The sequence below is a fragment of the Streptomyces sp. NPDC047130 genome (genome assembly GCF_040643475.1).
Taxonomy (GTDB): domain Bacteria; phylum Actinomycetota; class Actinomycetes; order Streptomycetales; family Streptomycetaceae; genus Streptomyces.
This window is the reverse complement of record NZ_JBEYUK010000040.1, coordinates 15,638-42,004: the sequence shown is the minus strand read 5'-3', so window position 1 is coordinate 42,004 and position 26,367 is coordinate 15,638. Positions and strand designations below refer to the sequence as shown.

The 26,367-nt window shown below is 74.3% G+C and carries 28 protein-coding genes; 18 read left to right on the top strand and 10 right to left on the bottom strand.

From position 1 onward, the window contains the following. The first annotated feature begins 100 nt into the window (after positions 1–100). The 6 genes from ABZ836_RS28910 (at position 101) to ABZ836_RS28885 (ending at position 5,825) form a co-directional block, all read left to right on the top strand. Positions 101–745, top strand: a complete 645-nt coding sequence (locus ABZ836_RS28910; protein ID WP_361147058.1) for an HAD family hydrolase — start codon at positions 101–103, stop codon at positions 743–745. An 18-nt stretch (positions 746–763) separates the two neighbouring features. Continuing rightward, a complete protein-coding gene (locus tag ABZ836_RS28905; RefSeq protein ID WP_361147055.1) occupies positions 764–1,936 on the top strand; it encodes an acetoin utilization protein AcuC in 1,173 nt (390 codons plus the stop codon). Between the two features lie 896 nt (positions 1,937–2,832). Then, positions 2,833–3,045: a helix-turn-helix domain-containing protein gene (locus ABZ836_RS28900; protein WP_159105670.1), complete on the top strand. Its 213-nt coding sequence runs from the start codon at positions 2,833–2,835 to the stop codon at positions 3,043–3,045. A 145-nt stretch (positions 3,046–3,190) separates the two neighbouring features. Continuing rightward, entirely contained in the window at positions 3,191–3,289 is a 99-nt protein-coding gene (locus ABZ836_RS28895; protein WP_003948845.1) for an AURKAIP1/COX24 domain-containing protein, read from the top strand. Between the two features lie 228 nt (positions 3,290–3,517). Further along, positions 3,518–4,705: an NAD-dependent epimerase/dehydratase family protein gene (locus tag ABZ836_RS28890; protein WP_361147052.1), complete on the top strand. Its 1,188-nt coding sequence runs from the start codon at positions 3,518–3,520 to the stop codon at positions 4,703–4,705. Positions 4,706–4,724: 19 nt separating this feature from the next. After that, complete coding sequence (locus tag ABZ836_RS28885; protein ID WP_361147049.1) at positions 4,725–5,825, top strand: lysophospholipid acyltransferase family protein; 1,101 nt, start codon at positions 4,725–4,727, stop codon at positions 5,823–5,825. 69 nt (positions 5,826–5,894) lie between these two features. Here the strand turns inward: ABZ836_RS28885 and ABZ836_RS28880 are convergent, their stop codons facing one another. The 4 genes from ABZ836_RS28880 to ABZ836_RS28865 form a co-directional block, all read right to left on the bottom strand. Then, the gene (locus ABZ836_RS28880; RefSeq protein ID WP_361147046.1) at positions 5,895–7,124 is read right to left on the bottom strand and encodes a DUF5667 domain-containing protein; all 1,230 of its coding nucleotides are present in this window, start codon (positions 7,122–7,124) and stop codon (positions 5,895–5,897) included. A 211-nt stretch (positions 7,125–7,335) separates the two neighbouring features. Further along, positions 7,336–8,103 carry an ECF subfamily RNA polymerase sigma factor, BldN family gene (locus tag ABZ836_RS28875; protein ID WP_356137320.1) on the bottom strand — a complete coding sequence of 256 codons (768 nt, stop codon included), beginning with the start codon at positions 8,101–8,103 and terminating at the stop codon, positions 7,336–7,338. Positions 8,104–8,470: 367 nt separating this feature from the next. Beyond that, positions 8,471–9,385 (bottom strand): HAD-IB family hydrolase, encoded by a 915-nt coding sequence (locus ABZ836_RS28870; protein WP_356137318.1) that lies wholly within the window; start codon positions 9,383–9,385, stop codon positions 8,471–8,473. A gap of 93 nt (positions 9,386–9,478) precedes the next feature. Then, a complete protein-coding gene (locus tag ABZ836_RS28865; protein WP_356137316.1) occupies positions 9,479–9,715 on the bottom strand; it encodes a glutaredoxin family protein in 237 nt (78 codons plus the stop codon). A 496-nt stretch (positions 9,716–10,211) separates the two neighbouring features. On the opposite strand from ABZ836_RS28865, the gene ABZ836_RS28860 reads away from it, so the two are divergent. The 6 genes from ABZ836_RS28860 to ABZ836_RS28835 all read left to right on the top strand — a co-directional run bounded on the left by ABZ836_RS28860 (position 10,212) and on the right by ABZ836_RS28835 (position 16,701). After that, positions 10,212–11,003, top strand: coding sequence for a redox-sensing transcriptional repressor Rex (locus tag ABZ836_RS28860; RefSeq protein ID WP_356137314.1), 792 nt, complete (start codon positions 10,212–10,214; stop codon positions 11,001–11,003). Then, on the top strand, positions 11,000–12,793 hold the full coding sequence (locus ABZ836_RS28855; protein ID WP_356137312.1) for a glutamyl-tRNA reductase: 1,794 nt from the start codon (positions 11,000–11,002) through the stop codon (positions 12,791–12,793). The genes ABZ836_RS28860 and ABZ836_RS28855 overlap by 4 nt, the downstream gene beginning before the upstream one ends. Continuing rightward, a complete protein-coding gene (gene hemC, locus ABZ836_RS28850) occupies positions 12,790–13,761 on the top strand; it encodes a hydroxymethylbilane synthase (protein WP_361147040.1) in 972 nt (323 codons plus the stop codon). Before ABZ836_RS28855 ends, hemC begins: the two co-directional genes overlap by 4 nt. Then, positions 13,758–15,446 carry a bifunctional uroporphyrinogen-III C-methyltransferase/uroporphyrinogen-III synthase gene (locus tag ABZ836_RS28845; protein ID WP_356137308.1) on the top strand — a complete coding sequence of 563 codons (1,689 nt, stop codon included), beginning with the start codon at positions 13,758–13,760 and terminating at the stop codon, positions 15,444–15,446. Before hemC ends, ABZ836_RS28845 begins: the two co-directional genes overlap by 4 nt. Positions 15,447–15,769: 323 nt before the next feature. Then, on the top strand, positions 15,770–16,147 hold the full coding sequence (locus ABZ836_RS28840; protein WP_356137306.1) for a VOC family protein: 378 nt from the start codon (positions 15,770–15,772) through the stop codon (positions 16,145–16,147). Next, positions 16,144–16,701: an AAA family ATPase gene (locus ABZ836_RS28835; protein ID WP_361147036.1), complete on the top strand. Its 558-nt coding sequence runs from the start codon at positions 16,144–16,146 to the stop codon at positions 16,699–16,701. Before ABZ836_RS28840 ends, ABZ836_RS28835 begins: the two co-directional genes overlap by 4 nt. Before the next feature lie 22 nt (positions 16,702–16,723). On the opposite strand, the gene ABZ836_RS28830 is transcribed toward ABZ836_RS28835, so the two are convergent. Both ABZ836_RS28830 and ABZ836_RS28825 read right to left on the bottom strand, forming a co-directional pair. Then, a complete protein-coding gene (locus ABZ836_RS28830; protein WP_361147034.1) occupies positions 16,724–18,268 on the bottom strand; it encodes a PE-PGRS family protein in 1,545 nt (514 codons plus the stop codon). Positions 18,269–18,373: 105 nt separating this feature from the next. Next, positions 18,374–19,915, bottom strand: coding sequence for a helix-turn-helix domain-containing protein (locus tag ABZ836_RS28825; RefSeq protein WP_361147031.1), 1,542 nt, complete (start codon positions 19,913–19,915; stop codon positions 18,374–18,376). Between the two features lie 234 nt (positions 19,916–20,149). On the opposite strand from ABZ836_RS28825, the gene ABZ836_RS28820 reads away from it, so the two are divergent. Next, positions 20,150–20,917 carry a DUF4232 domain-containing protein gene (locus ABZ836_RS28820; RefSeq protein ID WP_361147028.1) on the top strand — a complete coding sequence of 256 codons (768 nt, stop codon included), beginning with the start codon at positions 20,150–20,152 and terminating at the stop codon, positions 20,915–20,917. A 145-nt stretch (positions 20,918–21,062) separates the two neighbouring features. On the opposite strand, the gene ABZ836_RS28815 is transcribed toward ABZ836_RS28820, so the two are convergent. Beyond that, positions 21,063–21,203, bottom strand: a complete 141-nt coding sequence (locus ABZ836_RS28815; protein WP_361147025.1) for a hypothetical protein — start codon at positions 21,201–21,203, stop codon at positions 21,063–21,065. A 33-nt stretch (positions 21,204–21,236) separates the two neighbouring features. Between ABZ836_RS28815 and hemB the strand changes: the two genes are divergently transcribed. The 4 genes from hemB to ABZ836_RS28795 all read left to right on the top strand — a co-directional run bounded on the left by hemB (position 21,237) and on the right by ABZ836_RS28795 (position 23,859). Then, the gene (gene hemB / locus ABZ836_RS28810) at positions 21,237–22,229 is read left to right on the top strand and encodes a porphobilinogen synthase (protein WP_356137296.1); all 993 of its coding nucleotides are present in this window, start codon (positions 21,237–21,239) and stop codon (positions 22,227–22,229) included. Positions 22,230–22,351: 122 nt separating this feature from the next. After that, positions 22,352–22,933 carry a hypothetical protein gene (locus ABZ836_RS28805; protein WP_361147022.1) on the top strand — a complete coding sequence of 194 codons (582 nt, stop codon included), beginning with the start codon at positions 22,352–22,354 and terminating at the stop codon, positions 22,931–22,933. A 22-nt stretch (positions 22,934–22,955) separates the two neighbouring features. After that, positions 22,956–23,381 carry a hypothetical protein gene (locus ABZ836_RS28800; protein WP_361147019.1) on the top strand — a complete coding sequence of 142 codons (426 nt, stop codon included), beginning with the start codon at positions 22,956–22,958 and terminating at the stop codon, positions 23,379–23,381. Between the two features lie 103 nt (positions 23,382–23,484). Further along, a complete protein-coding gene (locus ABZ836_RS28795) occupies positions 23,485–23,859 on the top strand; it encodes a DUF805 domain-containing protein (RefSeq protein WP_361147016.1) in 375 nt (124 codons plus the stop codon). On the opposite strand, the gene ABZ836_RS28790 is transcribed toward ABZ836_RS28795, so the two are convergent. Then, the gene (locus ABZ836_RS28790) at positions 23,843–24,088 is read right to left on the bottom strand and encodes a DUF397 domain-containing protein (RefSeq protein WP_361147013.1); all 246 of its coding nucleotides are present in this window, start codon (positions 24,086–24,088) and stop codon (positions 23,843–23,845) included. The genes ABZ836_RS28795 and ABZ836_RS28790 overlap by 17 nt on opposite strands. Beyond that, entirely contained in the window at positions 24,085–24,909 is an 825-nt protein-coding gene (locus ABZ836_RS28785) for a helix-turn-helix transcriptional regulator (protein WP_361147011.1), read from the bottom strand. Before ABZ836_RS28785 ends, ABZ836_RS28790 begins: the two co-directional genes overlap by 4 nt. Positions 24,910–25,008: 99 nt before the next feature. Here ABZ836_RS28785 and ABZ836_RS28780 point away from each other — a divergent pair, with 99 nt between their 5' ends. Continuing rightward, the gene (locus ABZ836_RS28780; protein WP_361147068.1) at positions 25,009–25,407 is read left to right on the top strand and encodes an ATP-binding protein; all 399 of its coding nucleotides are present in this window, start codon (positions 25,009–25,011) and stop codon (positions 25,405–25,407) included. Between the two features lie 101 nt (positions 25,408–25,508). Here ABZ836_RS28780 and ABZ836_RS28775 read toward each other — a convergent pair whose 3' ends face one another. Continuing rightward, positions 25,509–26,357 carry a DUF4253 domain-containing protein gene (locus tag ABZ836_RS28775; RefSeq protein WP_361147008.1) on the bottom strand — a complete coding sequence of 283 codons (849 nt, stop codon included), beginning with the start codon at positions 26,355–26,357 and terminating at the stop codon, positions 25,509–25,511. Positions 26,358–26,367 lie beyond the last annotated feature (10 nt).

The window sequence follows — 26,367 nt, the reverse complement described above, 5'->3', positions numbered from 1 at the left end:
TGTGGGAGAGTAGGACGCCGCCGAACAATTATTGGGAAAGCCCCCGCACCGTTATGGTGCGGGGGCTTTCTGCATTTCCGGGGAGTTTATCGTCGGGGGTATGCGCTACGACCTCGTCCTCTTCGACAACGACGGTGTGCTCGTCGACAGTGAGCCAATCTCCAACCGGCTCCTGGCCGGCTACCTGACCGAGCTCGGGCACGAGACCTCCTACGAGGACTCGATCCGCGACTACATGGGGTCCGCGATGCACCGCATCCACGACCTGATCCTCGAGCGGACGGGGCAGCGGCTGCCGGCCGACTTCGACGACGTGTTCCATGCCCGTGTCTTCGCCGCCTTCGAGCGGGAGTTGCAACCGGTGCCCGGCGTGGCCGAGGTGTTGCGGCGGCTGATTGAGGACGGGGTTCCCTTCTGTGTGGCCTCGTCGGGGAGTCACGAGCGGATTCGGGTCGGGCACCGGAAGACCGGGCTGGACCGGTGGTTCGACGACGCGCGGATCTTCAGTGCCCAGGACGTCGGGCGGGGCAAGCCGGCGCCGGACCTGTTCCTGCACGCCGCCCGGTCCATGGGTGTTCCTCCGGAGCGGTGTGCGGTGGTCGAGGACAGTCCGCTGGGCGTCCGGGCGGGGCTGGCCGCGGGGATGGACGTCTACGGGTTCACGGCGATGACGCCGGCCGGGAAGCTGGCGGGGGCCAAGGCGGTGTTCTCGGCGATGGGGGAGTTGGCGGCGCTGCTGGCGTGACCGGCTACCGTGGCGGGCATGAGCGGCCGCGCGCAGATGATGTGGGACGAGGCAGTCACCGGATACGACTTCGGGCGAGGTCATCCGATGGATCCGGTGCGGTTGACGCTGACCCGCCGCCTGGTGGCCGCGCTGGAGCTGGACCGGGAGGTCACCGTGGCCGGTGGCAGGGCGGCCGGGGACTCCACGTTGCGGCTGGTGCACCGGCAGGACTACATCGACGCGGTGAAGGCGGCCTCGGCCGACCCCGCCGTGGCCGATCCCCGGTACGGGCTGGGTACGGAGGACGACCCGGCCTTCGCGGGGATGCACGAGGTGTCCGCGCTGATCGCGGGGCTGTCGGTGGGCGCCGCGGAGGCGGTGTGGCGGGGGGACGCGCTGCACGCGGTGAACTTCGCCGGCGGGCTGCACCACGCGATGCCGGGGGCGGCGTCCGGGTTCTGCGTCTACAACGACGCGGCGCTGGCCATCGCGCGCCTCCTGGAGCTCGGTGTGGAGCGGGTCGCCTACGTGGACGTCGACGTGCACCACGGGGACGGGGTGCAGGCGGCGTTCTGGGAGGACCCGCGGGTTCTGACCATCTCCCTGCACGAGCACCCGCGCACGCTGTTCCCGCAGACCGGCTGGCCCGAGGAGACGGGCGGCCCCGGGGCCGAGGGCACGGCGGTGAACGTGGGGCTGCCGGCCGGCACGGGGGACGCGGGATGGCTGCGGGCGTTCCACTCGGTGGTGCCGGAGTTGCTGGAGGAGTTCCGGCCGCAGGTGCTGGTCTCGCAGCACGGGGCGGACACGCACTTCGAGGACCCGCTGGCGCACCTGGCGGTGTCGCTGGACGCGCAGCACGCGGTGCAGGCGGCGTGCCACGGGCTGGCGCACGCGCACGCGGAGGGGCGGTGGATCGCGCTCGGCGGGGGCGGGTACGAGGTGGTCGACGTCGTGCCGCGGTCGTGGGCGCACCTGGTGGCGGTCGCGGCGGGGAAGCCGGTGGCGCCGGAGACGGCGGTGCCGGAGGGGTGGCGGCAGGAGGTGTACGCGTCGACGCGGCAGGCGGGGCCGCGGCGGATGACGGACGGGCGGTGGCCGGTGACGTTCCGGGAGTGGGGGGACGGGTACGACCCGGCGGATCGGCTGGATCAGGCGATCCTGGCGACGCGTAAGGCGGTGTACCCCCTGCGGGGGCTGATGCCGTGAGCGGTCCCCGCGCCGCCCCGGTCGGGGCCGCACGGCGGGCCTCCCCCCCCGCCCCCCCCGCCGCCTTCCGCGGACCTCGTGCCGAGGCCCTGCCAGGAGAACCGGCGCAGCGGTCCCGCGGGCCCGGTGCACGGCAGCGGGTGTCGTGGCGAGTGTGTGGGGGTTGGTTGGTTCTGGTCTTGTTGGAGGCCGGTGGCGGGCAGTATGTGATCGAGCCTGATCGCGGCCCGGAATGCGGAATCCGGCCGCGGGGGACGTGAGCCGCCGGCTCCGCGAGGCCGGGGGTGGGAGCGGGGTGAGGTGTCGTCCGCCCCGGTGGTGGGGGCGGCTCGACGGGCGGCGGTGGTGACCTGCGCCCGTTGCGGGGTCGGTGTGTCGACAAAACGACCCGGTTCCGCCTACGCATCAGCAACCCCGGCAGCCCCTGGACGGCACCGCTCCGACGCCGCCGCCGGTTCCGCGACCGGGGGCGCACCACCGGCGTGCCGTCGTCCGCGGGACCGGTGGCGGCCGGGGCTCCACGGCGGGCGCCGGGCGGTGCCGGGGCGGGCCCGGTGGGCGTGGCGAACGGGCGGCTCCGTGGTCGGCGGGCAGGTCAGCGGGTGTGCGGGCCGCCGTGCCGGCCGGGATGGACGAGGTGCCGGGGGGTGTCGACGGCGCGGGGAGCGCGGGGCGCGGCCGGCGTTCCGGTTGGGGTGGGTGTGGGGCCCGGGCGGCGTCCCCCGCTTATCCGTTGCGTGCTCAATCGCGGGTGTCTGTCACGGTAGGCCGGTGATGGCTGCTCCTCTTCCCCACTCGCATCATCCGCCCCTAGCCTGGGGAGTGAGCACGCAGCGACGAAGAGTCACCGGAAGGGGAAGCCGGTGGCCGTCGAGTGCGAAGGGTTCAGGTGTGTCATGGCAGCTGGCAGCGAAAGGCCTCTGAACGAGGTTCAGTTCCTTACCGTGGCGGAGGTCGCCTCGGTGATGCGCGTGTCCAAGATGACCGTGTACCGGCTGGTGCACAGCGGTCATCTGCCCGCCATCCGGGTCGGACGGTCGTTCCGGGTTCCGGAGCAAGCGGTTCACGAGTACCTTCGCGAGAGCTATGTGGGGGTGGAGACGGCCTGACGGGCCGCCCGCGACGGTCCCGGGATCAACCCGGGGCCCCCTCGATTACGACCTTGCGGCCGGGGGAAGGTAGGCTTTCCCCTCGAAGGTCGTATGGGCCCATGGCGCCCAACACCGAGTGATGAGAAGTGAGCGAGGGTAAGTCGTGGGCTCTGTTATCAAGAAGCGGCGCAAGCGGATGGCGAAGAAGAAGCACCGCAAGCTGCTCAAGCGCACGCGCGTCCAGCGTCGCAACAAGAAGTAGCGCGACGCGGCACACGCCGCGCGAAGCGTGCGTCTGCGGCCCCCCACCGGTTCGGTGGGGGGCCGCAGACGTTTGTGGTGGTGTTCCGGGGCCGTCGCGGAGGTGGCGTGCACGTGGCGTGGCCGGGGGGCGTCAGGGACGTGAGGGGCCTGCCCGCGCTCCGCGGAGCGGCTAAGTTGTCGCGTACCGCCGCAAGGGAGTCCGGCGGACGAGGGGAAGGCGCTGATCTTGGGCAGGATCGTGCTGGTGACCGGGGCGGCCCGGCGCCTGGGGTGCCTCTACGTGCGCCGGTTGCTCGAGGACCCGGACGTCGAGCGGGTGGTGGCGGTGGACGCCGTCCTGCCGGAGCACGACCTCGGTGAGGCGGTGTTCGTCCGGGCGGACATCCGGCAGCCGGTGATCGGCCGGGTGCTGGCCGAGCACTCCGTGGACACGGTGGTCCACCTGGACGTCACGGGCACCGCGCTGGCCGGCGGCGGCCGGTCCTCCGTGAAGGAGACCAACGTCATCGGCACCATGCAGCTGCTGGGCGCCTGCCAGAAGTCGCCGACGCTGCGGCGGCTGGTGGTGAAGTCCAGCACCACGGTGTACGGGTCGGCGCCCCGGGACCCGGCGGTGTTCGCCGAGACCACGGCGCCGAAGGCCCTGCCCAGCGGTGGCTTCGCGAAGGACGCCGTCGAGGTGGAGGGCTACGTCCGCGGGTTCGCCCGGCGGCGGCCGGACGTGGCGGTGTGCGTGCTGCGGTTCGCCAACATCCTCGGCCCGGGCGCGGACACCCCGCTCGCCTCCTACTTCCGGCTGCCGGTGCTGCCGACGGTGCTCGGGTACGACCCGCGGCTGCAGTTCGTCCACGAGGACGACGTCACCGACGTCCTGCTGCTGGCCTCGCGGGAGCCGGCGCGGGGGACGCTCAACAGCGGCACGTTCAACGTCGCCGGGGACGGGGTGCTGACGCTCTCGCAGTGCGCGCGGCGGATGGGGCGGCCCACGGCCCCGGTGCTGCTGCCCGCGGTCACCCTCACCGGGTCGCTGATGCGGACGCTGGGGCTCTCCGACTTCTCCCCGGAGCAGATCCGGCTGCTCACCCACGGACGGGTCGTCGACACCGGCCAGATGCGCGAGGTCCTCGGCTTCACACCCCGGTACGGCACGGCGGAGACGTTCGCCGACTTCGCCGAGGCCGCCGGTCCCGGGCTGCTGCCGCCCGCGCTGCTCGCGGCGGCCGTCGACCGGCTCGCCGAGGCCGTGAAGCCGGCCCCCCTGAAGCCGGCCGACGCGACGCCTGCACCCGCGACGCCGGACGACGCGCCGGAGGACGCCGTGCGCGGGAACGCCGTACGCGGGAACGCCGTGCGCGGCGGCGGGGCGGCGCACATCAGCACCGAGGCCGGCAGCGGCCCGCAGGCCACGCGGTAGACGGAGGAGCACAGTCACCATGGCGGACGCGAAGGTCATCCCGTTCGACGACGACCGCGCCAGGCGGCGTTCCGCGCCCCGCGGCGCCCGGTCCGGCGCGGGCGGCGCCGTCCCGCTGCCCGCCCAGGGCCACGGCACCGCGCAGGACCAGGACGCCCGGGCCGAGGACGCCCCGAGGGACCAGGACACCCCGCGGGGCGGCGAGGGCGCCTCCGGGCGGAACTCCGGCGCGGAGGCGCCCGCTGAGGCGCCCGCTGAGGCGCCCGAGGAGGCCGCTCCGAGCGGTCTGGAGCGGCGGCTGGCCAAAGGGCTGGCGTTCCTGCGCCGCCGGGTCACCGGGGAGTACGAGGTCGACGACTTCGGCTACGACGCCGAACTCACCGACGAGGTGCTGATGGCGATGCTCCGCCCGCTGTACGAGAAGTACTTCCGGGTCGAGGTGAAGGGCATCGAGAACATCCCCGCCGAGGGCGGCGCGCTGATCGTCGCCAACCACTCCGGGACCCTCCCGCTGGACGGCCTGATGCTGCAGGTGGCCGTCCACGACCGGCATCCGGCGGGGCGTCACCTGCGGCTGCTCGCCGCCGACCTGGTCTTCACCCTGCCCGTGGTGAACGAGATAGCCCGCAAGCTGGGGCACACGCTGGCCTGCGCCGAGGACGCGGCGGAACTCCTGGACCGCGGCGAACTGGTCGGCGTGATGCCGGAGGGCTTCAAGGGCATCGGGAAGCCGTTCGGCGAGCGGTACAAGCTGCAGCGGTTCGGCCGGGGCGGGTTCGTCTCCACGGCGTTGCGCGCGGGGGCGCCGATCGTGCCGTGCTCCGTCGTCGGCGCGGAGGAGATCTACCCGATGGTCGGCAACGCCCGGACCGTGGCCAGGCTGCTCGGGCTGCCGTACTTCCCGATCACGCCCACCTTCCCCTGGCTGGGGCCGCTGGGCGCGCTGCCGCTGCCCACCAAGTGGACCATCCAGTTCGGGGAACCGATCCCCACCGACGGGTACGCGCCGGAGGCGGCCGACGACCCGATGCTGATGTTCAACCTCACCGACCAGGTGCGGGAGGAGATCCAGCACACCCTCTACAAGCTGCTGGTGCGGCGACGGTCGATCTTCTTCTGAGACCGCCGGCCGTGCAGCGGGCACGCCGACGCGAGGGGCGGCCGGACGGGCCGCCCCTCGCGCCCGGGCTCACTCCGCGGAGTCCCCGCCCAGGCCGAGGCCCGGCAGCAGATCCGGCAGCAGCGGCGGCAGGACGACCCGGCGGTCGTCCTCGTCCTTGTCCTCCGGCTGGGCGCTGTCCTGGTCCTCCTGGGCCGGAGGGTCGAACAGGCCGCCCGTGCCGCCGCCGAGGAGACCGTCCGGCTCCGACGACGGGGACGCGTCGGGCTTGCCCGAACCGCCGGTGCCGGTGGAGCCGCTGTCCCGCTCCTCCTTGCCGGACTCGCCGGCCTCGCCGGAGGGCGAGGAACCCGGGGACCGGGTGCCGGCCCCGCCCGGCCTGGCGTCCTCCCCGCCGGCCGACGGCGCCTTCGGCAGCAGCGGACGCAGCGGCGCCACGTCCTGCTCCATGGCGTCGAAGACCGAGGAGACCTCCTCGCTCACGTCACCGAGCTGGACGGGGAGCCGGTCGCGCAGCTCGCTCCACGTCCGGCCGTGCCGCTCGGAGAACGCCGAGAGGGTCTGGATCGGGGAGAGCGAGTCCGGATCGCGCTGGTAGGCGTCGTGGAGCAGGCGGTGCCCCTCCGACGCGTCCTCGTGCATCCCGGACAGCGTGCGGCGGATCTCGGTCAGGGACTCGTGGTCCAGATGACCGCCGCGGCCCCGCTCCATCAGCCGCCGCGTCTCCGCGAGCCGCCGCGACGCCTGGTCGAGCAGCATCCCGCCGCGCTCGGCGCCGTCGTCGGCGAAACCCAGACGGAAGTCCTCGATGCCGCGCTTCAGGCCGTAGAGCGAGTCACCGGGGAGGGCGTCGGAACTGGCCGCGGCAACACCGCCGAAGGCACTCGCCGCCACGCCGACACCGAGTCCGCCGGCGGCCAGGCCCTTGGTCAGGCGCGAGCGCGGCCTGAGCTTTCCCAGCGGGCTCGCCCGGTGGGCGCCGCGCGCCCGGGTCGACCGCTGGTCGGGGACCTGCGCGGACACGTCGCCGCCCAGGGCCCCCTCCTGAACCATGGCCTCCATCGCCGCCACCAACTGGGCGCGCTGGACGACCTTCACCTCCGGATCGAGTTCCGGCTTGGGCAGTTCGCCGAGACCCGCGGCCACGGCCAGCATGGCCGCCCGCCCGGTCTCCTCCGCGGCAGCCGGGGTCGGTGCCGATCCCTGTGGCTGCTCGGCCGCCGTGCCCCGGTCGGACAGCTCCTCCAGGGCCTGGGCGAAGGCGTTCGCCCGCCGGTGCGCCGATACCTTCGCGATCACTGGCGGCACCTCCTCTCGTCATGACGGACGACTCCCGGCGGGGACCTCGGGGAGTCCGCAGGGAGCCTGTATCCCGGACAACGAGCGGCTGGGCACTTCGGTTACGGACATCAGGCGGATGGAATGAGGAATCAACCGCCGTTCACCCATGGTGAGTTGACGGTGGCGGAGCGTGTCCGGCCGGTGACTCCGCCCGGGCGGCGTCCCCCGGTCAGCGGGCGTCGTCGGGGAGCAACCGGGCCAGGGTGCGGACGGCGCGGTACTGGAGGGTCTTGATGGCCCCCTCGTTCTTGCCCATCACCCGGGCCGTCTCGGCGACCGAGAGGCCCTGGAGGAACCGGAGCGTGACGCATTCCTGCTGCTGGGGGTTGAGCCTTCGGACGGCGTCGAGCAGGGCGGCGTTGGAGAGATGTTCCAGGACGGAGTCCTCGGGCGAGCGTTCGACCTCGTTGGCGTCGAGCATCTCGCCGGTGGTCACCTCGAGACGGAAACGGCTGGACTTGAAGTGGTCGGCGACCAGGTTGCGCGCGATGGTGACCAGCCACGCGCCGAAGTCCCTGCCCTGCCAGGTGAAGGTGCCGATGCGGCGCAGGGCGCGCAGGAAGGTCTCGCTGGTCAGGTCCTCCGCGGTCGCGCGGCTGTTCACGCGGTAGTAGATGTAGCGGTAGACGGTGTCGCTGTACTGGTCGTAGAGCCGCCCGAAGGCCTCGGCCTCGCCTCCCTGGGCGCGTTCGACCAGGTCCATCATGCGGGCGCTGTCGCTGTCCGCCGCCGGACGGCGGGCGGGTGCGGCGGTGGCGCCCGCGCGGCCCCTCCGGGCGACCGTGGATGCGCCCTCGGCGAGGGCGTAGCACGGGCCGGCGGGGGCGGCGAGGGCGGGAACGGCGTACGCGGTGGGGACGAAGCCGCGCAACAGCTCCAGGGCCGCTGAGCGGAGCGCAGCCAGGCCCGAGGCGTCAACCCCGACGTGTGGGTACACGGGACTCCCAGAGGCAGAGCTTCCATCACGTGCAGTGCGGGACCGTTCACCCGTCGTAGCGACGGAGGGGTACCGGATTGCGTCTGAGGAGAATAACGCTTCGTACAGGCGCCGCTACGCCGAGTTGCTCAAATCGTCGATTACGTTGCTTCCGTGCCCGGTTGGGGTCGGATCCGGTGTCACAGAGCGACCGTTTGGCGATCGCATTCGGCCATGATTCGAGCGCGTGCTGTCCGGGTCCGGCCGATGTGAGCGGAGCGTCAGGAGTCCGCCGGGGTGCGCGCGGAGGCGCCCGACGGGGGACCGGTCCGATGGGGCCGGGCGCCGTCGGGCGCGGGGTGTCCGGGAGGGGCGGGAAAAGCGCCGGTCAGACCAGGCGTCGGCGGCGGTGCAGAGCTATCGCGGCGGCGGTGCCGCCGGCCACGGCGCCGACTCCGGCGGCGGCCGGGATGCCGACCATGGCCGCCTTGCGGCCGGTGCGGTAGTCGCGCAGTCGCCATTCGCGTTCGCGTGCGTATTTGCGCAGCCGGGTGTCGGGATTGATCGCGTAGGGGTGGCCGACCAGCGAGAGCATCGGGATGTCGTTGTACGAGTCGCTGTAGGCGGCGCAGCGGTCGAGGTCCAGGCCCTCGGCGGCGGCGAGGGCGCGGACCGCCTCGGCCTTGGCGGGGCCGTGCAGCGGCTCGCCGACCAGGCGGCCGGTGTAGACGCCGTCGACCGACTCGGCGACGGTGCCGAGGGCGCCGGTCAGGCCGAGGCGGCGGGCGATGGTCTGGGCGATCTCCACCGGGGCCGCGGTCACCAGCCACACCTTCTGGCCGGCGTCCAGGTGGGCCTGGGCCAGCGAGCGGGTCCCGCTCCAGATGCGGCCGGCCACGTACTCGTCGTAGATGTCCTCGCCGATGTCGCGGAGTTCCTCGACGCGGTGGCCCTTCACGATGGACAGGGCGGCGTCGCTGGCCTCCTGCATGTGGGCCGGGTCCTCGATGCCCGCCAGCCGGAAGTAGGCCTGCTGCCAGGCGAACCGGAGCAGCTCGCGGGTGTCGAAGAACTTCCTCTTGTAGAGGCCGCGGCCGAAGTGGAACAGGGCGGCGCCCTGCATCACGGTGTTGTCCAGGTCGAAGAAGGCGGCGGCGCGGGTGTCGCCGAGGACCGGGAACCGGTCCTGCTGTTCGAGCGCGCGGGAGGACTTGCGGGCGGCCTCCGCCGCGGCCTCGCCGGCCAGGACGCTGCGCGCCGTGGCGAAGCGCTTCCTAGGGAGGAGCCATCCAAGAGCGGCCATGCGGTGAGCATATCCACATCGTGGGACGGGTTCGGGGCGGTGAGGTTGTCGTGCTGTGAACACGCCCTTACGCCGCCCCCGCAGCCCCCGGGGTCAGGTCAGGGCGGCGCGCAGGCGGGACTCGTCGACCCGCCAGAACGTGTGCTGGCGCCCGTCGATCAGGACCACCGGGATCTGCTCCCAGTAGGCGCGGTGGAGTTCCTCGTCCTGGGTGATGTCCTTCTGCTCCCAGGGCACGCCGAGTTCGTCGCAGACCTTGGCCACGACCTTCTCCGCGTCCTCGCAGAGGTGGCACCCGGGCTTGCCGATCAATGTCACCAGACCACTCATGCCCGCCATTCTCCCGCGTCCCCGGGGCGTCCGGACCGGCCCCCCGGGGCGGTCACGCGCAGGCGTGACGACCGCGCGGATCGTGACGAGGTCGTGATCGTCTTCACGAATGGGGCGCCGCTGAGGAGGCAGGAGAGGCCCGAGGGGGGAGAGATAGCTCTCACCCGGACCGGGAAAAACCCGCTGACCTGGGGTTTCGCGCTCCGTAACCGTGCGGTCGACTCCCTTCGGTCGCATAGGATTTACCACGAATTTGCTTGCGGGGGCGTGCATCTGAAGAGGAGCGTGTGCTGCTTTGTCCCCGTCGAGTGAGGGACCCGGGCGTCCTGCCGGTGGTTCCGCGCGCGTACGCGAACATCGCGTGACCCCGGTCACGTCGGTGGGGCAAAACGGACACCATCTTTGTGCACACGTTCACAAAGACATAGCCTGCATCCGACGAGGCGGTCCGGGGACGTGTGGCCGCCCCCAGCCCCGCTCTACCCGCAGGAGCATCGTGGCAACTGGCCGAACTCACCGACCGGCGACCCGTGGCCGAGGGATTCCCGAGGCCACCGTCGCCCGGCTTCCGCTGTACCTCCGTGCGCTGACCGCTCTGTCGGAGCGCTCCGTGCCGACGGTCTCCTCCGAGGAGCTCGCGGCCGCCGCCGGGGTCAACTCCGCGAAGCTGCGCAAGGACTTCTCGTACCTGGGCTCCTACGGAACGCGCGGCGTCGGATACGACGTCGAGTACCTCGTCTACCAGATCTCCCGCGAGCTGGGCCTGACCCAGGACTGGCCCGTGGTCATCGTCGGCATCGGAAACCTCGGCGCGGCGCTCGCCAACTACGGCGGCTTCGCCTCCCGCGGTTTCCGGGTCGCGGCGCTGATCGACGCCGACCCGGCGATGACGGGCCGGCCGGTCGCCGGCATCCCCGTCCAGCACGCCGACGCGCTCGAGGACATCGTCCGCGACAACGGCGTCTCCATCGGCGTCATCGCCACCCCCGCGGGGGCCGCCCAGCAGGTCTGCGACCGTCTGGTCGGGGCCGGGGTGACCTCCATCCTGAACTTCGCGCCGACCATGCTGACCGTCCCGGACGGCGTCGACGTGCGCAAGGTGGACCTCTCCATCGAGCTGCAGATCCTGGCCTTCCACGAGCAGCGGAAGGCCGGCGAGGACGCGTCCGGCGACGCCGGCGCGATGCCGGCCCCGGCCGCCGCCAAGAGCGCCGCCGCGGCCGCGGCGATGGACGCGGCCGACCCGAAGGGCACCGACGGGGAAGCCCCCGCCGTGATGCCGGCATGAGTCTGCTCGTCGTCGGGCTGAGCCATCGCAGCGCGCCGGTCAGCGCGCTGGAGCGCGCCGCGCTGGGCGCCGAGGCGAAGGCCAAGCTGGTGCGGGAGACGGTGGCCGCCGAGCCGGCCGCCGAGGCCGCGGTGCTGGCCACCTGCAACCGCATCGAGCTCTACGCCGACGTGGACAAGTTCCACGCCGGTGTCGCCGAGCTGTCCACGCTCCTGGCCCGGCACAGCGGGGTGGGGCTGGAGGAGCTCACTCCTTATCTTTATGTGCACTACGAGGACCGCGCGGTCCACCACCTGTACTCGGTGGCCTGCGGGCTGGACTCGATGGTGGTCGGCGAGGGCCAGATCCTCGCCCAGATCAAGGACTCCCTGGCCCAGGCGCAGGAACTGCACACCGCCGGGCGGCTGCTGAACGACCTGTTCCAGCAGGCGCTGCGGGTCGGCAAGCGCGCCCACTCGGAGACCGGCATCGACCGCGCCGGGCAGTCCCTGGTCACCTTCGGCCTGGAGCAGCTCGCGGACGGCGCCGACGTGCCGTCCTGGCTGGAGGGCAGGCGGGCGCTGGTCATCGGCGCCGGCTCGATGTCCTCGCTGGCCGCCGCCACGCTGGCGCGGGGCGGGGTCGCCGAGGTCGTGGTCGCCAACCGCACCGTGGAGCGGGCCGAGCGGCTCGCGCAGATCCTCACCGAGAACGGCGAGTCCTCCGTGCGCGCCCGCGCGGTGACGATGGACGCCGTCGCCGAGGAGCTGGCCCGCGCCGACATCGCCGTGTCCTGCACCGGCGCGACCGGGCTGGTGCTCACCGCCGCGACGGTGGCCGCCGCCGTCGAGGGCCGGGTCGGCCCGGCCGGTCCGACCGGGGCCGCCGAGGGCGCCGCTCCCCGGACGGACTCCCGCGCCCGCACCGGCGCGGCGAAGCCCGCCGAGGGCTGCCCGGTCGACGCCGTCGAGCTCACCGGGCTGCCGCAGGGCGCGCCCGCCGCCGACTTCCCGGCCTCCGGCGAGGCGGCCGTGGCCGGGATGGACGCCGCCACGCTGGAGCAGCACGGCGCCTGGGTGGACCGCGGTGACGCGGAGCGCCTGGAGGCCGCGCGCGCCGGGCAGGACGTGCGTCCGGAGCCCGACCCGGAGCTGGTCACCGCGCTGGCCGCGACCGCGGCCGTCGTGGGCCGGATCCCCGAGCGGCGCCGTCCGGAGGCCGTGGAGACCGTCCGTCCCGAGCCCGTCCTGTCCCTCCTGGACCTGGCGATGCCCCGTGACGTGGACTCCGCCGTGCACCGGCTCGCCGGTGTGCGCCTGGTGGACATCGAGTCGCTGGCCGACGCCTCCGCGGACGCGCCGATGGCCGCCGACGTGGACCAGGTGCGGCGGATCGTCGCCGACGAGGTCGCCGCGTTCGGCGCCGCCCAGCGGGCCGCGACCATCACGCCGACCGTGGTGGCGCTGCGCTCCATGGCCGCCGAGGTGGTGGCGGGCGAGATCGCCCGGCTGGAGGGCCGGCTGCCGGATCTCGACGCCAAGCAGCGCCAGGAGATCACCCAGACCGTCCGGCGGGTGGTGGACAAGCTGCTCCACGCGCCGACCGTGCGGGTCAAGCAGCTCGCCGCGGAACCGGGTGGCGCCGGTTACGCGGACGCCCTGCGCACCCTGTTCGACCTCGACCCGGAGACGGTGGCGTCCGTCTCCCGGGCCGACAAGGCAGCCGGCCGCACCGCGACCGACACCGACCGAGACAGCCCGGTCGGCAGCACCCTGATCGACGCCAACGCCAAGAACCGAGGGCGAGCATGACAGAGAAGGCTTTGAGGCTCGGCACCCGGCGGAGCAAGCTCGCCATGGCCCAGTCCGGGCACGTGGCGGAGGCAGTGAGCCGGGTCACCGGCCGGCCCGTCGAGCTCGTCGAGATCACCACCCACGGCGACGTCTCGCGCGAGCACCTGGCGCAGATCGGCGGTACCGGCGTGTTCGTCGCCGCCCTGCGCGAGGCGCTGCTGCGCGGCGAGGTGGACTTCGCGGTCCACTCGCTGAAGGACCTGCCGACCCAGCCGGCCGAGGGCCTGACGCCGGCCGCGATACCGGTCCGCGAGGACCCGCGCGACGTGCTGGTCGCGGCCGGTGGCGCCAAGCTGGCCGACCTGCCGCGCGGGGCCCGCGTGGGCACCGGGTCGCCGCGCCGGATGGCGCAGCTCAACGCGTACGCGCGGGCCCACGGCCTGGAGCTGGAGACGGTGCCGATCCGCGGCAACGTCGACACCCGGATCGGGTTCGTGGAGAGCGGGGAGCTCGACGCCGTCGTGCTCGCCGCCGCCGGACTGAACCGGATAGGCCGCGCGGACGAGATCACCGACTTCCTGCCGGTCGACACCGTCCTGCCCGCCCCCGGCCAGGGAGCCCTGGCCGTGGAGTGCAGGACGGCGCGGACGCCGGCGGAAGCAGAGCTGGTCGCCGCACTCTCGCAGCTCGACGACCCGCTCACGCGGGCCGCCGTGACCGCCGAGCGTTCACTGCTCGCCGCCCTGGAGGCCGGCTGCAGCGCACCCGTGGGTGCCCTGGCCGGCCTTCTGGGGGACGGGCAGATTGTCAAGGAAATGCGCCTGCGGGGCGTCGTCGGCACGACCGACGGCTCCCGCGTGGTGCAGATGTCCACCACCGGTCCCGTACCCCAGACGCACGAGCAGGCGATGGCCCTCGGCCGCGAACTCGCGGAGGAGATGCTTGCCCGGGGTGCGGCCGGTCTGATGGGGGAGCGAGCACAGTGAGCCCCACCACCCTTCCCGCCGGTCACGACCACGGGCACGTCACCTTCCTGGGTGCCGGGCCCGGCGATCCGGGCCTGCTGACACTGCGCGCAGTGGAGGCCCTGGCGAACGCGGACGTCCTCGTCGGTGAGCCCGACGTGCTCGACGTGGTGCGGGCACACGCCAGGCCGGGCGCCGTCCTGGAGAGCACCGGGACGGACGCGGACGCGCCGCAGCTGACGGTGGTTGACGGCACGTCAACAACCGTTGCCGTTCCGGCGGAACGCGATGCCGTTCATCTTGTCATGGCGGCCGTACGGTCCGGCAGGCGGGTGGTCCGTGCCGTCACGGGCGACCCCGGCCTGGACTCGGACGCGGCCCGCGAGATGCTCGCCTGCGCCGCGGAGGGCGTGACGTACGAGGTGGTGCCCGGCATCGCCTCCGCCGTCGGCGTCCCCGCGTACGCCGGCGTGCCGCTGCGCGACGACGAGGGCACCGACGTGCGCTTCGTCGACGCCCGCACCGCCAGCGCCCGCTGCTGGACCGAGCTCGGCGCCTCCGACGGCACCGTGGTCGTCTCCACCACCCTGGACGGCGTCGCGGCGACCGCCGCCGAGCTGGTCTCGGCCGGCCGGAAGCCGGACACCCCGCTCACCGTGACGGTGGCCGGCACCACGACCCGCCAGCGCAGCTGGACGGCGACGCTGGGCACCATCGCGCAGGTCTTCAAGCAGGGCAAGGTCCTGCCGTCCGCGGACGGCGGCCGCGCGGTCATAGCCGTGGTCGGTGAGCGCGCCGCCGCGGGCGACCGGCGCGACCAGCTCTCCTGGTTCGAGTCCAAGCCGCTGTTCGGCTGGAAGGTCCTCGTGCCGCGGACCAAGGAGCAGGCCGTCTCGCTCTCCGACCAGCTCCGTTCCTACGGCGCGGTGCCGCACGAGGTGCCGACCATCGCCGTGGAGCCGCCGCGCACCCCGCAGCAGATGGAGCGCGCGGTCAAGGGCCTGGTCACCGGCCGCTACGAGTGGATCGCCTTCACCTCGGTCAACGCCGTCAAGGCGGTCCGGGAGAAGTTCGAGGAGTACGGCCTGGACGCGCGCGCCTTCGCGGGCATCAAGGTCGCGGCCGTCGGAGAGCAGACCGCCAAGGCGCTGATCGCCTTCGGCGTGAAGCCGGACCTGGTGCCCAGCGGCGAGCAGTCGGCCGCCGGTCTGCTGGAGGACTGGCCGCCGTACGACCCGGTCTTCGACCCGATCGACCGCGTCTTCCTGCCGCGCGCCGACATCGCCACGGAGACCCTGGTCGCCGGGCTGATCGAGCTGGGCTGGGAGGTCGACGACGTCACGGCGTACCGCACCGTGCGCGCCTCGCCGCCTCCGGCGGAGACCCGTGAGGCCATCAAGGGCGGCGGCTTCGACGCGGTGCTCTTCACCTCGTCGTCGACGGTGCGGAACCTGGTCGGCATCGCCGGCAAGCCGCACAACGTCACGGTGATCGCCTGCATCGGCCCGGCGACCGCCAAGACGGCCGAGGAGCACGGTCTGCGGGTCGACGTGATGGCCCCCGAGCCGTCGGTCACCAAGCTGGCGGCCGCGCTCGCGGACTTCGGCGCCAAGCGGCGCGAGGCCGCGCTGGCGGCCGGCGACCCGGTCACCCGGCCCTCCGAGCGCCGCCCCGGCGCCCGCCGCCGCCGGGCGACCACCAGCTGAGGCGCCGCCCGCACCGGCCACGCGTGCCCCCGTCCCCGGGACCCCGGGACGGGGGCACGTCCCGTTGGCGGGGCGGCACCGGACGGGCGGTACGGGGGACGGCACGATCATCCGGTTGCCCCCGTCCCGCGTGGTCATTCCCCCTCCCACCTGGGGTTTCCGGTGGCCGAGCCGTCGGCCGCCGCCGTCGCACCCGCGCTCGCGGTGGCTGGTCCGCGGGCGCCGCGGCCTCAGGTCCCGCTGCGCCGGGCGGTCGGCACGACCGTGGTCGCCCTCGGCATTTCGCTCGCCTTCGCCACGGCCCGGTCCCTAGGCTCGGACGCATGATCGCCACCCTGCAGTGCGTCGTCATCGACTGTCCCCGGCCGCGCGAGCTCGCGGCGTTCTACCAGCGGGTGCTCGGCGGGGAGGTGGACAGGAAGGACCCGCGCTGGTCCACGGACGAGACCTGGGCCACGCTCCACACCCCGGGCGGCGCCGTCCTCGCCTTCCAGCAGGCCCCTGACCTCCGGGCGCCGGCCTGGCCCGACCCGTCGCGCCCCCAGCAGTTCCACCTCGACCTGGGCGTCCCCGACCTCGACGCCGCCGAGGCGGAGGTGCTGGAGCTGGGCGCCCGGCTGCTCGACGCGGGAGAACCGGGGCGGTCCTTCCGGGTGTACGCGGACCCGGTGGGCCACCCGTTCTGCCTGGTGCGTGAGTGACCGGCGGCCTGCCGGGCGGCGCGGTCCTGCTGATCACGGGGGTGATGGCCGCCGGGAAGTCCACCGTGGCCGAGCGGCTGGCCGCGCGGTTGCCGCGCGCGGCGCACGTCCGCGGCGACCTCTTCCGCCGGATGGTGGTCTCCGGCCGCGCGGAGATGTCACCGGAGGGGTCGGCCGAGGCGCTCGCCCAGCTCGACCTGCGGCAACGGCTCGCCGCGACGGTGGCGGACGGGTACGCGGAGGCCGGGTTCACCGCCGTGGTGCAGGACATCCTGCTCGGCGACGACCTGCCGCGCTTCGTCGCGCGGGTGCGGACCCGGCCGCTGTACGTGGTGGTGCTCGCCCCGTCGGCGGCCGCGGTGCGGGAGCGGGAGGCCGGACGGCCCAAGAGCGGGTACGGCGGCGGCTGGACGGTGGAGGCCTTCGACCGGCTGCTGCGGGAGGACACGCCGCGGCTCGGGCTGTGGCTCGACACGTCGGCGCAGGACCCGGACGGGACGGTGGACGCGATCCTCGCCGGCGCGGACCGGGCGGCGGTCGGGGGAACCGCCTGAGGGCGTGCCCCGCCACGAGGGCTCAGCGGACGGCGAGGTCCAGCATCCGGCGCACGACCCGTTCCGGGACTCCCGGGTGGTCGGTGGCGCACTCGGCGGTTTCCGGATCCAGCAGCAGGCCGACCAGGACGTCGGCGGGCAGCCCCGGGTGGTGGTGGGCGGCGTGCCGTATCCGGTCGTCCGGGTGCGTCAGGAGCCGCACCGCGGTGGCGGCCGGCAGCCGGGGATCGGCGGCCGCCCGGTACCGCACGTCCGGGTCCGGGTCGTCGAGGAGCCGTTCGGCCACGTCCGGGGTGGCGGCGGGGTCGTGAAGGGCCAGCCGGCGGAGGTTCGGGTTCGGGTCGTCGGCGAACCGCAGCAGCCCCTCGCGGGGGAAGTTGGGGTGGTTGCCGGGACGGCCGGGGAAGCTGAGGCTGCCCGACCACCACGCGGCGACGCGGAGCAGCATCTCGGCGGGGGCGTCGTCGCAGGACTCGGCCAGGAAGAGCTGGACCACGCGGTCCTCGTCCCGGGCGAGGCGCTCGACGACGTCCGCCGGGAGGCGGCGGGCCCGTGCCACCGCGCGGCGGACCAGCGGGTGGGCGGAACGGGCGAGGCGGCGCATCGCCCCGGGATCGTCGTGCAGGTCGAAGACCCACAGGGGGAGGAAGTGGCGCCCTTCGGGGGTGAAGTCGATCTCCACCGCGGCGCGCTGCTCCTCGGTGAGGTCCGGGCGGAGGGCCAGGCATCCGCGCACCGCCGGGTCCGGGTCGTCGCGCAGGCGGAACGCGTCCTCCGCGCGGACGCGGACGTTGTCGGCCAGGGCGGCGCGCCAGGAGGCGTCGGGGTGGCGGAGCACGTGGTCCACCAGGTCGTCCGCGAGGAGGCAGTTCCGGACGGCCTCCCGGTCCAGCCCTTCGGCCTCGAGGACAGCGGTGGTGAGCGGGTGGTCCCGGTGGTGGAGGAGGAGGGCGGCCCGCCGGATCTCGGGGCGGGGGTCGTCGAGGACGGCCCGGCGGGCGGCGGGTCCCAGGTGGTCCCAGGCCGTCCGGCGGGCGTACGCGCGGACGCCGGGGTCGGGGTCCTCGGCGAGTCGGAGGGCGAGCCGGACCGGGAGGCCGGTGAGGCCGACGGCCTCCGACCTGATGCGGGCGGACGGGTCGGAGGCGAGCCGCTCGTACGCCTCCTCGGTGAGCTCGTGGCGGTACTCCCCGGCGATCATGGCCAGCTGACGCCGGGTCCGCTCGTCCGTCTCGGCCAGGATCATCCGTGACCGCTGCTCCGGGGTGAGCGGCTGGAGCTCGAAGGCGCCCAGCCGCATCCTGGGATCCCGGTGGACGAGTACGGTCTCCAGGACGTGCGGCGGGAAGCGGCGGTGGAAGAGCAGGGAGCGGGGCTCCAGGGCGCGGAGCAGCAGGGAGGGCGGGGCGTCCGGGTGGAAGGCGAAGGCCTCCGCCCAGGCGTCCAGCGGCGGTTCGCCCCGGGTGCCGTCGAACAGGGCGTCCCAGACGGCGTCCTGCTCCGGGTCCTCGGTGCCGCGGCCTTCCGCCGTCGCCGCCAGGCTCCCCGCGTTCCCCGTGTCGTCCACGCCGTCCGTCTCCTCCGTGTCCCCCGTGTCCCCCGTGCTGTCCACGCCGCCCACGTCCCCCGTGCCCCCTGTGCCCTGCGGGCCTCGTCGTCCCGGGCGGGCGGGTCACTCCAGGGGAACGTTCCAGGAGGTCCCGCCCAGCGGGTAGTCGTACCGGGGGCGGCCCTTGTTGCCGCTGGTGCGGAAGGGGTTGCCGCTGTCGTCCACGCGGATCGTGCCGGACCGGCCGCCGCTGGACCACTCCAGGTCCAGTGCCCAGCGCACGTCGCGGGCGGCGGCGTGCGCGGTGACGTACACGACCAGGGGCTCGGAGGCGGTGACCTTGTAGGGGAAGGCGCCCTGGCCGTTCCGGGGCCGGGCGGTGGGGCGCGGATCGTCGAGGCGGACGTCGAACGACCGGGTGGAGACGTTGCCGCCGCAGCCGACGCCCATGGCGAAGTCGTTCCAGGCGAGCGGGGCGGAGGACGACAGGACCCGGACGTGGAGCGCGTCGAGGACCACGGTCTCCTTCCCGGAGGCCTGGACGGTCAGCGCGATCATCTGGTCGCCCGCGGGCACCGCGCCCAGCGCGGCGACCCACCCGGCGGCGTCCGGCTCGGCGGGCGGCGGGGGCACCTCGGCGGGCGGGCGGTTCACCAGGTAGTGCTGGCTGCAGGGGCCCTCCCACACGTGGGGCCGGGTGGAGACGGTCAGGGGCGTGCCGGTGGCGGCGGGGGCGTCGGCCTTGTCCCGGGCGGCGGACGGGGAGGCGGGGCCGGCGCTCCTCCCGTCCCGGTTCTTGTCCTTGTCCTTGTCCTTGTCCGGGCTCCCGTCCGGTGAGGCGGAGACGGACGGGGAGGCGGAGGCGCGGGCGCCGGTGGGGGACGCCTGCGCGCCCGCCGCCGCGGTGCGGTCGGGTGCGTCGCCGCCGTCCGGGCCGTGGCGGGTGATCAGGGTGCCGGCGAGCACCACCGACGCGACGGCGGCCACCGCCGAGGCGACGAGGAGGCGACGGCGGGCGCGCGGGTGGGCGTCGGCGGGCGCGTCCGAGGTGGGCGTGGGCCCGGCCACGGGGTGGTCGGCCGTGGCGGCGGTCCCGGCCGCGCCGCCGTCCACGGCCCCGGTCGTGACCCCGGTCGTGGTGGCGGCCGGGACGCCGGAGGGGCGGTGCACCGGGGTGTCCGGCTCCCCGGTGGGGGCCCCGTCGGCGGGTGCGGGCCGGCTCGCGCTCTCCGCGGCCCCCGGAGCGGTGGGGGCCCCGTCGGCGGGTGCGGGCCGGCTCGCGCTCTCCGCGGCCCCCGGAGCGGCGGTGCCCGCTGCGGCCGGGGCGCTCTCCGCGGCCCCCGGAGCGGTGCCCGCGGCGGCTGGCGCGTCGTCCGCGGCCCCCGGCGCGTCGTCCGCGGTGGGCGTGGCGCGGCGGCGGTTGGCGTCGGCGAGGACCCAGGCCCGGTGGAGGCTCACCAGCTCCTCGGGCGACGCCCCGCACACCCGGGCGAAGCGCTCGACCGGCGCGTAATCGGCCGGAACCGCATCCCCGTTGCAGTAGCGGTGCAGGGTCGACGTGCTCATGTGCAGCCGCTTGGCGAGCATGCCGTAGCTGCGCCCCGACCGCTCCTTCAGTTCCCGCAGCCGTTCGGCGAACTCGGCGGTGCGCTCTTCCCCCGTCACGGTCCCTCTCCCCTTCGTCCGTCGTCGTCCGTCGCCCGGGACGTCCCGTCCGGGCGTTCCAGGCGACCGCGTTCTGGCTGGTCAGGGCGCCGGGAACGTTCCAGCGTCCCGTACGCCCCGGCATCGGCGCCGGTGGGACGAAACTGCCCACAAGCTGTGGTCATCCAAGCACGCCGCTCCGGTCGACAGGTCGAGCGGCCTGCCGAACTCCACTGCCTTGAGAGGTATTTCGCCATGCGTGTTCTCGCCTTCCGCCGCCCCCGTGTCCGTGTCCTCGCCGTCGCCACCGCCGCGTTCGCCGCCTTCTCGCTGACCGCCTGCGAGAGCGGCGCGGACGCCGGCGCTTCCGCCCCCTCCTCGGAGGGCTCGCACTCCTCCACCGCCCCCGAGAACACGGAGAGCGGCTCGGACACCGAGCCGGCCGGCACGGACAGGTCGACCGACGGCGCCTCCGGCAACGGGAAGGACACCGCCGGATCCGCGAACGGCACCGGCGGCTCCGGCGGCACCGGGGGCGGCGACAAGGGCGGCTCGGCCGGCGCCTCGGGCTCCGGCTCCGGGTCCGGTTCCGACGCCTCCCCGGTGGCCTGCACCGCCGCCAACACCAAGATCGTCGTCACCTCCGTCTCCCGCCCGATCAACCACCTGCTGGTCACCGCCACCAACACCGGCAAGGTCCCCTGCTTCGCCTACCACGCGCCGTTCCTGCGGTTCGACGCCGCGCAGGCGGCCGTGCCGGTGGTGGACGCCAGCGTGCCGCAGGCGGTGGTGACGCTGGAGCCGGGAGAGTCGGCCTACGCGGGGGTGATGACCGCCGCGGCCACCGGTGAGGGCGAGGGCGGCCGCACCGCCCGCAAGGTGACGGTCACCCTGGCGGCCCGCTCGGGTGACGCGGGGCCCGGCTCCTCCACCGTCACCCTCCCCTCGGGCGGCGTGTACGTCGACAGCACCCACACGGTCACCTACTGGCAGCAGGAGATGGACCAGGCCCTGGCCTGGTGACGCGGCGCCCGGCCGGTCGACCCGGCCGGTCGACCCGGCCGGCTCGGCCGGCTCGGCCGGCGAGGAGCTGGGCCCTCGGCCTCCGGACGTCCCGTACGTCGAGGCCGGGGGCCCGCCTCCCGTGGCGGACCAAGAGGTGCGGCCCTCAGCGGCGGCGCCGAGGGGCGGGGGCCCCGGTCCGTCCTCCGTCGTGCCGCGCGATCAGCGAGGCGACGGCGAGCATCACCAGGGCCAGGACGCCGACGAACCGCCGCACGGCCGCCGCGGGCCGACCAGGCGTCGGCAAAACGTCCTCTCCCGCGGGCGTAGCGTGGAGGGCATGACGACGTACGGTTCCTTCCCCGGTACGCGGCCGCGGCGGCTGCGTACGACCCCCGTGATGCGACGCATGGTGGCCGAGACCCGGCTGCATCCCGCCGACTTCATCCTTCCCGCCTTCGTGCGGGAGGGCGTGAGCGAGCCGGTGCCGATCAGTTCGATGCCGGGCGTCTTCCAGCACACGCGGGAGACGCTGAAGAAGACGGCGGCCGAGGCGGTCGAGGCCGGCGTCTCCGGGATCATGCTGTTCGGCGTGCCGGAGGACGACAAGAAGGACGCCCTCGGCACCTGCGGCACGGACCCGGACGGGATCCTCCAGGTCGCGCTGCGCGACGTGCGGGCCGAGGTCGGCGACGACCTGATCGTCATGTCCGACCTGTGCCTGGACGAGTTCACCGACCACGGCCACTGCGGCGTCCTGGACGACGAGGGCCGGGTGGACAACGACGCGACGCTGGAGCGGTACGCGGAGATGGCCCAGGTCCAGGCGGACGCCGGCGCCCACGTCGTCGGCCCCAGCGGCATGATGGACGGCCAGATCGGCGTCATCCGCGACGCGCTCGACCAGATCGGGCGGGAGGACGTCTCGATCCTCGCCTACACCGCCAAGTACTCCTCCGCCTTCTACGGCCCGTTCCGCGAGGCCGTCGGGTCCTCGCTCCGGGGCGACCGGAAGACGTACCAGCAGGACCCCGCCAACGTCCGCGAGTCGCTGCGCGAGCTGGCCCTCGACCTGGAGGAGGGCGCGGACATGGTCATGGTCAAGCCGGCCGGCCCGTACCTCGACATCCTGGCCAAGGTCGCCGAAGCGGTGGACGTGCCGGTGGCGGCGTACCAGATCTCCGGCGAGTACTCGATGGTCGAGGCCGCCGCGGAGAAGGGCTGGGTCGACCGCGACAAGGCGATCCTGGAGACGCTGACCGGCATCAAGCGGGCCGGGGCGCAGAACATCCTCACCTACTGGGCGGTGGAGGCGGCGCGCATGCTGCGGTAGCCGGTGCAGCCGGTGCAGCCGGTGCCGGGGTGGGCTCCCCGCGGTGTTCTCGCTTGGGTACAGTCGCCCTCGCCCGTGGGCGTGCCGCCCCGAGTGAGGGCGAATCCGGGGAGCCGCCGTCCATGTCCACACCGTCCACGCCGCCGTCCGCGCCGTCCGCACCCGCGGTCCCGCCCACGCGTCCGGGCCTCGACGACCCCGCCTGGGGACCGCTGCCCGCCCGCTCGGCCGCGCTGCGCTGGCTGGTGCTCCTTCCGCTGACGCTGGTGTTCCTGCCGCTGTGGTGGGTGGTGTGGCTCCTCCTGGCGTTCTGCCTGTACTGCGTGGCGCCGTTCGCCGAGCTGTTCGTCCTCCTGGTGCCGCGTGCCGAGAGGGGGGCGGTGCGGATGCTCGACGCCACGCTGGGCCGGATGCCGTTCGTTCCGCTCTGGTGCGTGACCCCGGTCTCGCTGACGCGGGAGGGGGACACGGAGTACTACCGGGCGAGGGTGGACCGGCGCGTCGAGAAGGCGACCCGGCGGGCGGAGACGTCCTCGGGCTTCCGCCCCTGGGACCGTGAACTGGTCCTCCGGGCGCGCTTCTTCCGCGGCGTCGGCGCCGGCCACGTCCTGCGGATGGCGGAGGAGCGCAACTGGACCCTGCAACCCCGCTCGCACCCCCGCCGCCGGCTCCGGCTGCGCCACAGCGGCCGGGCGCGGGCCTGACCGGATCGGTACGGTCGACCCCGTGCCGCGCCGAGAGAACGCATCCCGCCGCCTGGCCGCCGACGGGCGGACGTACCTGTGGAACCAGCGCCACCGTCACCGGGTGCCGGACGGCAGCGGCGGCGTGCGCTGCAGCCAGCTGCTGACCCTGTCCCCGCAGCCCTCCGGCTCGGGCGGCCCGCTGCGGATCGTGTTCGACGGAGGGCCGGGGCGGATCGTCGCCGACGGGTTCCCCTCGGGCAGCGGGGACGTCGGCCTGGTGCACGGCGCCCACCTCAACCTGCACACGCCGGGCGCCGTCCGGGCCCTGCTGGACGTGGCGCTGGCGCGTGGCTGGGACCCCGACGTCCGGGGCGAGGCGTGGGTCGACGGCTGGAGCCTGCTGGAGGAGGCCGCCGCCGCGTACGCCGAGCGGCAGGCCGACGCGGGCGGGGACGGCGACGGCTGAAAGATCGTTGACGGGCCTCGGACAAGGGTCGTAGCTTCAGCACCGTGTCCTGCGGTTCGCCGGTCACCTGTCGCGCGGGTACGCGCCGGAGAAGGGGGACGGCATGGTGCACGAGCACATCGCCACGGTGTTCAGGAAGGGCGGGTCCGTCCGAGGGCGCGCCCGCCGGGCGGAGTTCTGGCGGTACGCGGTGGTGATGACGGCGGGCAACCAGCTGGCGCTGGTGCTCATGGGGCTCACCGACGTCCGCGCCCTCGACCTCGCCCTGACGGTCGTCGTGGGTTACCTCACCGGCCTGGGCGTGGCCACGCTGATCCGGCGGCTGCACGACACGGGCAACTCCGGGCTGATGGTCCTGTGGGCGCTCATCCCGCTCGGCGTGCTCGTCCTCTGGTGGCTCGCCCTGCGCGACGGGAAGCCGGGCCCCAACAAGTGGGGCGACAGCCCGAAGTACCCGGCCGTCACCGTCGCGGCGTGACCCCGGCGGTGAACGCCGCCCAGGCCGCCGGCCCGACGTGGAACGTGGGGCCGTCGGGGTTCTTCGAGTCCCGCACGTGCACGGCGTGCGGGCAGCCGGCGACCTCGACGCACTGGCCGCCCTCGTCCCCGCTGTAGCTCGACTTCCGCCACTCGTGGGCGACTTCGAGGCATTGGCCGCCCTCGCTGCCGCTGTGGCTCGACTTGAACCAGGTGAGTGCGGTGCTCACGGTGTGCCTCCCAGCAGTTGGTCGAGCAGGTCCCTGGACTGACGCGGGCTCAGGGCCTGCGATCGCAGCATCGCATACTTGCAGGCCAGGATGGACACCTCGTCCGGGTCGGATACCCACTGGCTGCCGCGCTGTCCTTCGGCGTAGGCGAGGAGTTGGTGCTCCGGCGTTTCCAGGAGTGTGAACGGCCCGTTCACCCCCGCGTGCGAGGAGGTCCGCATCGGCAGGAACTGCAGGCTGACGCCGGGGAGTTCGGCGCACTCGCGCAGTCGCCGCAACTGCTCGCGGCGCACCGCGGGTCCGCCGATCTCCAGGTGCAGTACCGGCTCCCACACCACGAAGCTCAGCATCGGCGGCGTCCTGCGCCGGAGGATCTCCTGGCGGGCCACGCGCGCGGCGGTCTTGGCCTCGATCTCGTCCTCGTCGTAGACCGGCACGCGTTCGCGCAGGACCGCGCGGGCGTACTCCTCGGTCTGGAGGATGCCGGGGACGACCAGTGCGTCGTACCAGGACAGCGCGATCGCCTCGCGCTCGTGAACCATGTACTGCTCGGCGTACATGGGGAACTGGTCGATCTCCGGCAGGTTCTCCACGCCCGCCGCCAGCAGGCCGCGCGTGCCGAGGGCCTGGTCCAGCCGCCCCGCGAGGTCCGGCATCAGGCGGCGTCGGCCCTGCTCGATGGAGGCGATGGTCTCCGCGTCCACGTGCACGGCGTCGGCCAGCGACCGCTGGGTGAGACCCGCGGCGCGGCGTGCCGTCTGCATCTGCGCGCCGAGCAGGCGCATGGCGGACGGGTTCTTGGCCCTGCGCGACGTCGGCATGCGGCGCCTCCCTGGTCGTGCTCGTACCGGCAGCGAGTACGGGCTCACGCACTGTGCACTGTAGTCGCGCAGGGTGACAGTCGTCCCGTGAACGAGGTGATGCAACACGCCGGGCTGCGGGAGCGGTTCTACCGGCGGGACAGGCGATCGGCGCGGGCGGCGCGGCGGTTCGCGGTGGGCGTGCTCGAGCAGTGGGGGCTCGCCGGCCGGACCGAGGAAGTGGCGCTCTGCGTGAGCGAGTTGGTGACCAACACGCTGCTGCACGGGGTGCCGCCGGGCCGCGGCCTGCTGCTGCGGATGCGGTACGGGGACGGCGTGCTGCGGGTGGAGGTCCACGACAGCGGGCCCGGCCGCCCGCGGATCCGCGAGGGATCGGGCGACGCCGAGGGCGGGCGCGGGCTGCCCCTGGTGGCGGCGCTCGGCGACCGCTGGGGCGTCGACCCGCGGCCGGGGGCGCCGGGGAAGGCGGTGTGGTGCGAGTGGGACGAGGCCGGGTGAGCGCTTCGAGGAGGTGTGCCGCGAGTGGGCGCCGCACCACGCCGCACCGGACGTCATGGGCGGGCTTCCGGCGCACGTCGGGCACGGAGCGGTGCGCCGGCTCAGTCCCACCAGAAGCGCCACAGGTGGGTGTCGAGGACCGCCTCCCGCGCGTAGCGGGGGAGCGGGTGGATGCCCTGGTCGATGTTGTCGGGGCAGAAGGCGTAGTGCTCGGCGGCGACCGCCTCGGCGTGCTGGAGGGTGGTGGGCGGGGCGGCGACCGAGAGGACCAGCTGGTCGAAGGTGAGGGCGAGGACGCGGGCGCCGAAGCGGTCCTCCCAGGAGCGCAGGACGGCGCAGAGGCGGGCCACGTCGTTGTCGTGGTTCACCGGGCCGGTCCAGCCGATGGCGGCGGGTATGTCCGCGCTGCGGCGGGCCGGGACGAGGGCGGGGCGCGGCTGGTGGAGCCACGGGACGCCGTCGGCGAGGATGTCCGCGGTGTCGGCGGCGTCGCGGTCCGGGTCGGGGTGGGGTTCGGTGGCGGGGGCGAGGCCCTGCCAGGCGTCGGGGGCGGCGTTCCGCCCGACCGGGTCGTCCCCGTGCCCGTACCCGGCCCCGTGCCCGTCCTCGGCCTCGGGCCCGTCCTCCACCGCGTCCTCCGCGAAGTCGGACCGGTAGGAGTCCAGGACCTCGCGGGCGTCGTGGTCGCCGGGGTACGACACGCGGGCGGGGTCGAGGTCCCAGTCCTCGGGGCCGCCCCGCGGCGTGTCGACGTCGAGGAGGACGGGCAGCAGCCCGAGGTCGCGGCCGGCCGCCCGCAGCGAGGCCCAGTCGCCGGGGGCCACGGGCTTGTCGCCGCACCAGAGCAGCGGTTCGTGCCACGGCCCGTCGACGGTGGCGTCGACGAGCCGGCCCGGCGGCAGCCGGAGCACGGAGGACGGGTTCGCGAGGGCGTTGGGAAGGCTTGCCATGGGCCCGGAC